Genomic DNA, 6,887 nt, shown 5'->3' with positions numbered 1-6,887 from the left:
GTGCTTTTTTGCTAGCTTCTGATTTTCCTGCGGAAAATCCTCGCACTCAAAAACGCACTTTCCATACATTAAACGTTGTACGCAAGCTGAAAAAACTAAAACTCTTGGGAATTTTAAATTGGATAAAGAATAAAGAAATTAAGTCGGAATTTGAGAAAACATTTTCGGACTTAAAGAGAATGGGAGAAATTAAACCCAGTGCAACAAGGACATACGAATTACTTGCCGAATTGGACTTTAATACTTCTGAATCGCAATCTGAATTGTTGATTTCGGAATTTAATAAGATTCAATATCAATCGAATACCAATAGTTTCTTTTACTTCTATTTCCCGATTGTAACTCACATTTTACATTATCAACCTAAATACGAGAACGAAATTTTAGGTTATTTAATCGGACCCAATTTTGCAAATGGAGATACAGAAACAAAAGCTTTAATTCCATTAATCAAAAGCGCAATGGAATTTAAACTGTCTGAAAATAAAAATTATCTGACTCAAGAAAGTCAAAACTGGATTCTAAATGAATTACCTAAATTGGAAGAAGAAGTTGAAAGAGAAGTACAAAAGTGCTGGAAAGAACTAAATGAATGAATTACTATAAACGAAATTGGAATGAAACACGTGGAGACCAATATGATAGTTGGGGAAAATCCATTTGGTACTTTGAGACAGATAATAATGGAGAAGTCATAAGGCAAATTGAGGCATACGAGAATGGAAAGCTTCTAAAATATGACAACCAAAATATTGAAGACGAATTTGGTGGACTTACCTACCAAAATCTTGATTTGACTGAGTTTCTGGAGTTTTCGATAGAAAAAGAAGAGTTTGAGAATAAATGGAAATAAAAGCCAGCGTACAACACGGTGTATAAAACATAGCTAATAAATGCTTAACCAAAAGGTTTGTGTATATTTAGAAAGTCCGCCAAATTTTTAAATTTGGCTTTTAGAAAATGATAAATTAAAAAGAAAATATAAAAATTCGGCTCTGTGTTAATCCGAAAAGTTAGTGTCTTTTTGCACGCTACGTTTCATACACAAATCCGTTGTATGCAATTAAGATTCACAATAAATAAATGGCAAGAATAGAAAAATGGACTAAACTTGAAAAAGTTGTAAAAAGAATTACAATGCAGGATATTTGCCTCATTAGTGGTTTCAAAACAGCTTATATTAGAGAAAAACATAACTCTAAAGAGCACAAGGTCAAGAGAGATTTTATTGAAGGATTATCTCGAAATAGTTATTATGTAAATCGGATTTTATATACCTTGAGGGAAATACTATCCTATCCTGATATTGTTATTGAAGACAAAAATTTCACAGGAGCAATTTCTTATGATAGTTATTTACCCTTTAAGTTTGATGCATTTATCTCAAGCTCGTCCTCTTTGATAGAAGCTCCCTTTAAGAACCGCATAGACAAGTATTTAGGAAAAGAGTTATCTAAAGAACTGGACGAAGTTTTTCCAAAGCGCAATGACTCAAAAAGTTTGTTTTGGAGATTAAATATTCTACGAAACAGAGCTATTCATGTAGATGATGAAACTTACACGGAAGATTTTGGAGTCTTTGGAGAGTTTTCTTCAAACTTTGGAGCGATATCTGTTGAAAATGGAATTGCTGTGGGAATGCACACTACACTCATAGATATAGAATCAACTCCAGAATTACTTCCTATTATTGAAAGTATAATTAAAGATAGAACGAAAAATTTTATGGAAGAAGCATTTGGGGCAGGAAGACCTTCTGGAGCTCCAAAAAAGAATCAAGACCTCAAATATTTTAGCAAAGGAATGAATCTAATTGATGGATTTCCATCAATAGCGATTCAGGTGTTAAACTTACTTGATAAGTATCATACTATATCAGCAAAATGGTTTTTATCAAAAATAGAACATTCTGAATTCGAAAGGAGATGGCTGGTACAAGAATCCACAGAAAAATCTATGTCAGTTATAGAAATATTTCCTGAACTAAAAATATAAACTGCATACAACACCGTGTATAATTAATGGCTAGTTCGGGCTTGCTTATGAAAATACTCGCGGAGTTTCTATTCAGTTTTTATTTGCTAAATTAGGTACTTAAACACGCCACTAATCATACACAAACACGTTAGCTGCAAGCTGAAAAACATTGGAATTTTGAAATTAAGCCAAAACCAAATAGATGAACTGACAGAAACAATAAATTCAGTCTTGAATAGAATTTATGAAGATGACGTTTCTCTAGTTCAAAGAAGAGGAATGGAAAGAAGCTTATCTTTTAGATTTGGGTTATATTTTCACGAAACATTAAATTCAGATGAACTTCATATTGATTTAGAATATAACAAAAATGGAGATGCACCAAAAAGGACACCTCAAAGACCGAATGGTGTTGTCCCTGACTTTTTATTTCATTGCAGAGGAAACAATGAGCAAAATGCTTTAGTTATAGAATTTAAAGGATGGTGGAATGCAGAATCTCGAGAAAATGACGTTATTAAACTTACAGATTTTGTCCATCAAGATGGAGAATACAAATATGGTTTAGGTGTACTTATCGAATTTAATCGAGATAGTTACACAATAGAACAATTTATAGACTATGAACCAGAAAACGATTAATAAGCATGAGCGGACAAGACAGCATTAGAGGATATTTATTTCAATCATTAATTGCTGTTTTAAAATCAATGAATAATGATTGGCAATCTATTTGCGTTGAACCTGATACGGAACTTGATAAAATTGACATCATTTGGACTATTAAAGAAAATCAAGTCGATGTTTGTCAAGTCAAATCTTCAATAAACAATTTTAGTAAAAATGATGTTTTAAGGTGGATTCTAAATTTAAAATTAGACAACAATAATGCACAATCATATATAGTTTACTTAATAGGTAATTCTACTAGTAGTATAAAGACATTTTTTAATTCAATTCATTCAAAAACAGTAAGTGACTTTCCTGCTGAATTTGAGGAACTGTATCATATAAAAGACAAAATAAAAGTTTTTTTTGAGCCTAACAATATTGACACTTTAGAAGAAGCATTAATATCAGGTTTAGACAAGTTTTTATTTAGTCAAAATATTTCCGCTGATTATCCAACAAAAAAACTTATTTCAAATGGAATGGTTAATCAAATTATTAAAATTTCTACATCTGGAAAAACAATTGACAAAGAAGAGTTTGAAAACAATATGCTCGAATGGTTAAAATATAATTATTCTAATCAACTATCATTTAGCAAAGCTCAATTTGAGTTAAAATATTATTTTGATAATGAAATTGATTTTACAGATACTGTAACTAAATTAGCTATTTCCGACATTAGAGAAACACGTTTAATCAAAAAAAGAATTAAAGAACTAAAAAAAATATTTAAGAAATTATCTGAATATAATTTTGACGTTAAAACATTTGAAGAAGAGGAAGACCCAAATAATCCTTTTAAATTAATCACTTCTTCTAGAAGGTATAGTATTTTGGGTTATGAGGACGAATCTGTAATAATAGAAAGTTATGAAAGAGGCATTCTTGACAAAAATTGCCAACGTATTCTAGATATTAAGCCAACCCAAGAGTTTTATAATTTCGGCACTTTGTTAGAAACCAAAGTAGTAAATCACTTATTTCCTTTTGGACGCGATGAAATAACTCTTAAAGGTCTTGAAAAGGAAAAAGAGAAGAAAGAACTATATGATGACTTTTGTTATAAACTTGAAATATTAGTTGATTTACTAGACTGTTGGAAAAAGATATCAAAATATTCACTATTACCAATTGTGTTAGAGAATACTGGAAGCTTTCATTCAGAAGATATAAAAGTCCAATTATTTTTCCCAAAAGACATAAAAATCGCTAACTATAAAAATTTTCCAAAACCTAAAAGACTTAAATCTTTAAAAGATTTGAATAGTCAAGATGGTCTACTTTATCCAAATATAAAACAGAGAGGGAATAGTTTAGTAAATGAGTATTTTGATGATTACATTATGCCACCATACTTCGATTTAGGTATAACTGGATATGAGCAAGTAGCAAATCAAAAAAGAAAATATAAACATCTATTAAACAACACTTTTGATTATCAATATCATAAAGACAATCCAGATAAACAGATTATCGAATGTTTTATAAAGGAACTAAATACTAGTGAGAAAATAGGCTTACCTTCTTATTTATTCATAAAATCAAAAAAAGACTTTACTATTGAATATAAAATAACCTGCAAAAATGAATCTGAAGCTATATTAGGTTCTTTATACTATAAAGCCAGCAGCTAACAACGTGTATAGTCAATTGCTTGGTTATCGCTTACTTGGAAATTCCTTCGGAATTTCCTCTGGTTCATTTTTGTTTACTAACTTAGTCCTAGCCAACGCAACTAACCATACACGAACACGTTAGGCATTATTTGAGATGAATAGTAAATATAAAGAATGGAGAGACGAAATTTTAGGTTTTTTTAAACCGAAAAATAGAACTGATGAATCTGAAAAGATTTATTCACCATCTGGTAATTATTATCTGATTATCTCATCTTACAAAACAGGAGAGAATACCTGGGAATATTCACGAGGAATTATAAAAAACAGTCAAAGTGATAAGGTTATTGCAGATGTGAAACGTAACTATTCTCATTTTTGGTATTCTTGGATTCAGCACGCCAACGGAAATGAATACCTTCTGTGTGGAGAAGATTATCAGGGTCAAACAGTAGTGAACTTGACCAAAGGTATTACCCAAAATTATTTTCCTGAATCAGGGTTTGACGGACACGGTTTCTGTTGGGTAAATACAATCCTTTCAAAAGATAGTCAAGTTTTAGCCGTTGAAGGGTGTTATTGGGCTTGTCCGTACGATATTGTTTTTTATGACTTCAGAAACCCTGATAAACTCCCTTTTAAAGAGCTTAAAAGAATTGAAGATGTTGGAGAAATTAAAGGTTGGGACGAGAATAATGACTTCATCGCGGATAGGGAAATTGAAATTCGAAAATCAGACGGCAGACCTTATGATGAACTAACCGATGAAGAACAAGATATATTAGATAATGATTCTAAACTTGTTGATTACAAAAAAGTGATAGTAAAAGTTAACTTGAAAGACATAAAAACAATGCCTAACACTGTGTAAAAATGCATTAAAACGCATTTTACACTAAACGTTGTAGCACATTTGAGAAAAACTGAATGAAAAGAATAATCTCGCTTCTAATTTTAATAGTATTATCTTCTTGCGACCCAGGAGTTGTTAATAAATTCGTTGTTGAAAACAGAACTCAATCTGATATAAAAATTGAATCTATATTAGAATACGGAAGAAGAAATATATCTGATAAAGACTCAATTAAAACGATGAAATTAAGGCCTCAATCGGAATCGCTTATTGTGGAGTATGGCGAAATCGGAACTGCGATTGACAAAGGGTTAAATTTTCTTGAAGGAATTGACACTATAATTGTGAAAAAAGAGAACGGAATTTTAAATAAGAATATATTTGACCGAGAAAACTGGAAGTTTAAAATACTAAAAAGTGGACTTTTTACAATGGACGAAGTTGAATATAAACTAATATTGACTGATAATAATTTCGAATAAAAAACGTGCTACAACACTATATATAGCAAATTGGGCGATTAGTGTTTAATCGAAAAGTTCGTCTCTATTTGCTAAGTCGCCAAATCTTTTGATTTGGTATTAAAAGAGAAAAATTAAAACAAAATACAAAAGATTTGGCTTGTGGCTAAACCGAAAGTAATTGCTTATTTTCTGCCCAACTTGCCATATATTTAACGTTGGCATTAATTAAATGAAACAGACAGAACTCATCAAATTTATAACTGAAATTTCTGAAAATGGAGTGTCATTCTCACACGGAAAAGGGTTTGAGTTTTTAAGAGATATACTTTTGCCGAATATTAAAAATGCGGAAAAAATTGCGGAAAAAAAATTACTCGCTGACTGTTGGTATATAATTGGCGATATTTATGATTTTAATGATGCACCTTTAAAGGCTATTGAATCATATAGAAAGGCTATTGAGTTTGACCCAAATTTCTCATATGCTTATCGTGAGATTGGAAATATGCAGGAGAGAATTGGAGATTATTCAAACGCAATAAAAAATATAGAAAAAGCAATTTTACTTGAACCAACTGACGAAAACTTAATTACGGAATTAAAGGAAGTGAAAAAATCATTAAAAATTAATGAAAAACCTCTTTATAGAAAAGACAGCCTAAATTGGAAACTATCTGAACTTTTAGCAAATAATAAATTCGATGAAGTAATAGAACTAACTAAAAATTCAAATGAGATTAATGAGTTGAAAAGAAAGGCTAATGCTTATGCCTGTTTGGGAGACAATGAAAAGTATTTGAAATTATGGGAAATAATTAAGCAATCAAAAACTGAAATTGAAATCGAATATTCAGATTGGTTTTATATGCCAGACCAAGTTTATGAATCCGACCAAATATGGATTATTTTTAAACAAATAAACAGTAGAATAAAATCTTCAATCTTTATTCAAAGCGAATCATTATATGCTAACTATAAAGAGTTGTCAGATATAAATAGAAGGGAATTAATGTGTGACTATCAAATCTATGATAATACAGGAAATAAAGACGGAATAAATCAGTTGCGATTGAAATACCCAAAGTGGGAAGAATTAAAAACTAATGCCAACACCGTATAAAATTAATTGCTAGTTCTAGCCTATTTACAAAAGTCCTCGCGGACTTTCTATCTGTGATTCATTTGCTAACTTTAGTACTTAAACCACGCAACTAACCTTATACAAACACGTTGGCAACAATTTGATGAAACCCGAAACCATTGACATAAACGAAAAGCATTTTTTAGCTTCTTTTAGATATAATA

General features: G+C 30.5%; 8 protein-coding genes. All 8 read left to right on the top strand.

Annotation, left to right across the window (positions count from 1 at the left end; translation table 11 throughout):
• The first annotated feature begins 104 nt into the window (after nucleotides 1-104).
• On the top strand, nucleotides 105-596 hold the full coding sequence (locus Q0997_RS19895; protein ID WP_299892394.1) for a hypothetical protein: 492 nt from the start codon (nucleotides 105-107) through the stop codon (nucleotides 594-596).
• Complete coding sequence (locus Q0997_RS19890; protein WP_299892393.1) at nucleotides 593-853, top strand: hypothetical protein; 261 nt, start codon at nucleotides 593-595, stop codon at nucleotides 851-853. The genes Q0997_RS19895 and Q0997_RS19890 overlap by 4 nt, the downstream gene beginning before the upstream one ends.
• Before the next feature lie 230 nt (nucleotides 854-1,083).
• Nucleotides 1,084-1,995 carry a hypothetical protein gene (locus Q0997_RS19885; protein WP_299892391.1) on the top strand — a complete coding sequence of 304 codons (912 nt, stop codon included), beginning with the start codon at nucleotides 1,084-1,086 and terminating at the stop codon, nucleotides 1,993-1,995.
• Between the two features lie 159 nt (nucleotides 1,996-2,154).
• On the top strand, nucleotides 2,155-2,619 hold the full coding sequence (locus tag Q0997_RS19880) for a hypothetical protein (protein WP_299892388.1): 465 nt from the start codon (nucleotides 2,155-2,157) through the stop codon (nucleotides 2,617-2,619).
• A 5-nt stretch (nucleotides 2,620-2,624) separates the two neighbouring features.
• Complete coding sequence (locus Q0997_RS19875; protein ID WP_299892385.1) at nucleotides 2,625-4,283, top strand: hypothetical protein; 1,659 nt, start codon at nucleotides 2,625-2,627, stop codon at nucleotides 4,281-4,283.
• 136 nt (nucleotides 4,284-4,419) lie between these two features.
• Nucleotides 4,420-5,136 (top strand): hypothetical protein, encoded by a 717-nt coding sequence (locus Q0997_RS19870; protein WP_299892382.1) that lies wholly within the window; start codon nucleotides 4,420-4,422, stop codon nucleotides 5,134-5,136.
• A 56-nt stretch (nucleotides 5,137-5,192) separates the two neighbouring features.
• Nucleotides 5,193-5,600 carry a hypothetical protein gene (locus Q0997_RS19865; protein ID WP_299892380.1) on the top strand — a complete coding sequence of 136 codons (408 nt, stop codon included), beginning with the start codon at nucleotides 5,193-5,195 and terminating at the stop codon, nucleotides 5,598-5,600.
• Nucleotides 5,601-5,811: 211 nt separating this feature from the next.
• Nucleotides 5,812-6,702, top strand: a complete 891-nt coding sequence (locus tag Q0997_RS19860; protein WP_299892377.1) for a tetratricopeptide repeat protein — start codon at nucleotides 5,812-5,814, stop codon at nucleotides 6,700-6,702.
• Nucleotides 6,703-6,887 lie beyond the last annotated feature (185 nt).

Origin of the sequence: uncultured Lacinutrix sp. (genome assembly GCF_947500325.1) — a bacterium.
Classification (GTDB): Bacteria; Bacteroidota; Bacteroidia; order Flavobacteriales; family Flavobacteriaceae; genus Lacinutrix.
This window is presented reverse-complemented; position numbering and strand designations above follow the sequence as displayed.

What these genes read in the sequence shown, in the direction of transcription:
- Q0997_RS19890 (WP_299892393.1), top strand. Translation starts at nt 593, where the DNA reads ATGAATTACTATAAACGAAATTGGAATGAAACACGTGGAGACCAATAT.
- Q0997_RS19885 (WP_299892391.1), top strand. Translation starts at nt 1,084, where the DNA reads ATGGCAAGAATAGAAAAATGGACTAAACTTGAAAAAGTTGTAAAAAGA.
- Q0997_RS19875 (WP_299892385.1), top strand. Translation starts at nt 2,625, where the DNA reads ATGAGCGGACAAGACAGCATTAGAGGATATTTATTTCAATCATTAATT.
- Q0997_RS19870 (WP_299892382.1), top strand. Translation starts at nt 4,420, where the DNA reads ATGAATAGTAAATATAAAGAATGGAGAGACGAAATTTTAGGTTTTTTT.
- Q0997_RS19865 (WP_299892380.1), top strand. Translation starts at nt 5,193, where the DNA reads ATGAAAAGAATAATCTCGCTTCTAATTTTAATAGTATTATCTTCTTGC.
- Q0997_RS19860 (WP_299892377.1), top strand. Translation starts at nt 5,812, where the DNA reads ATGAAACAGACAGAACTCATCAAATTTATAACTGAAATTTCTGAAAAT.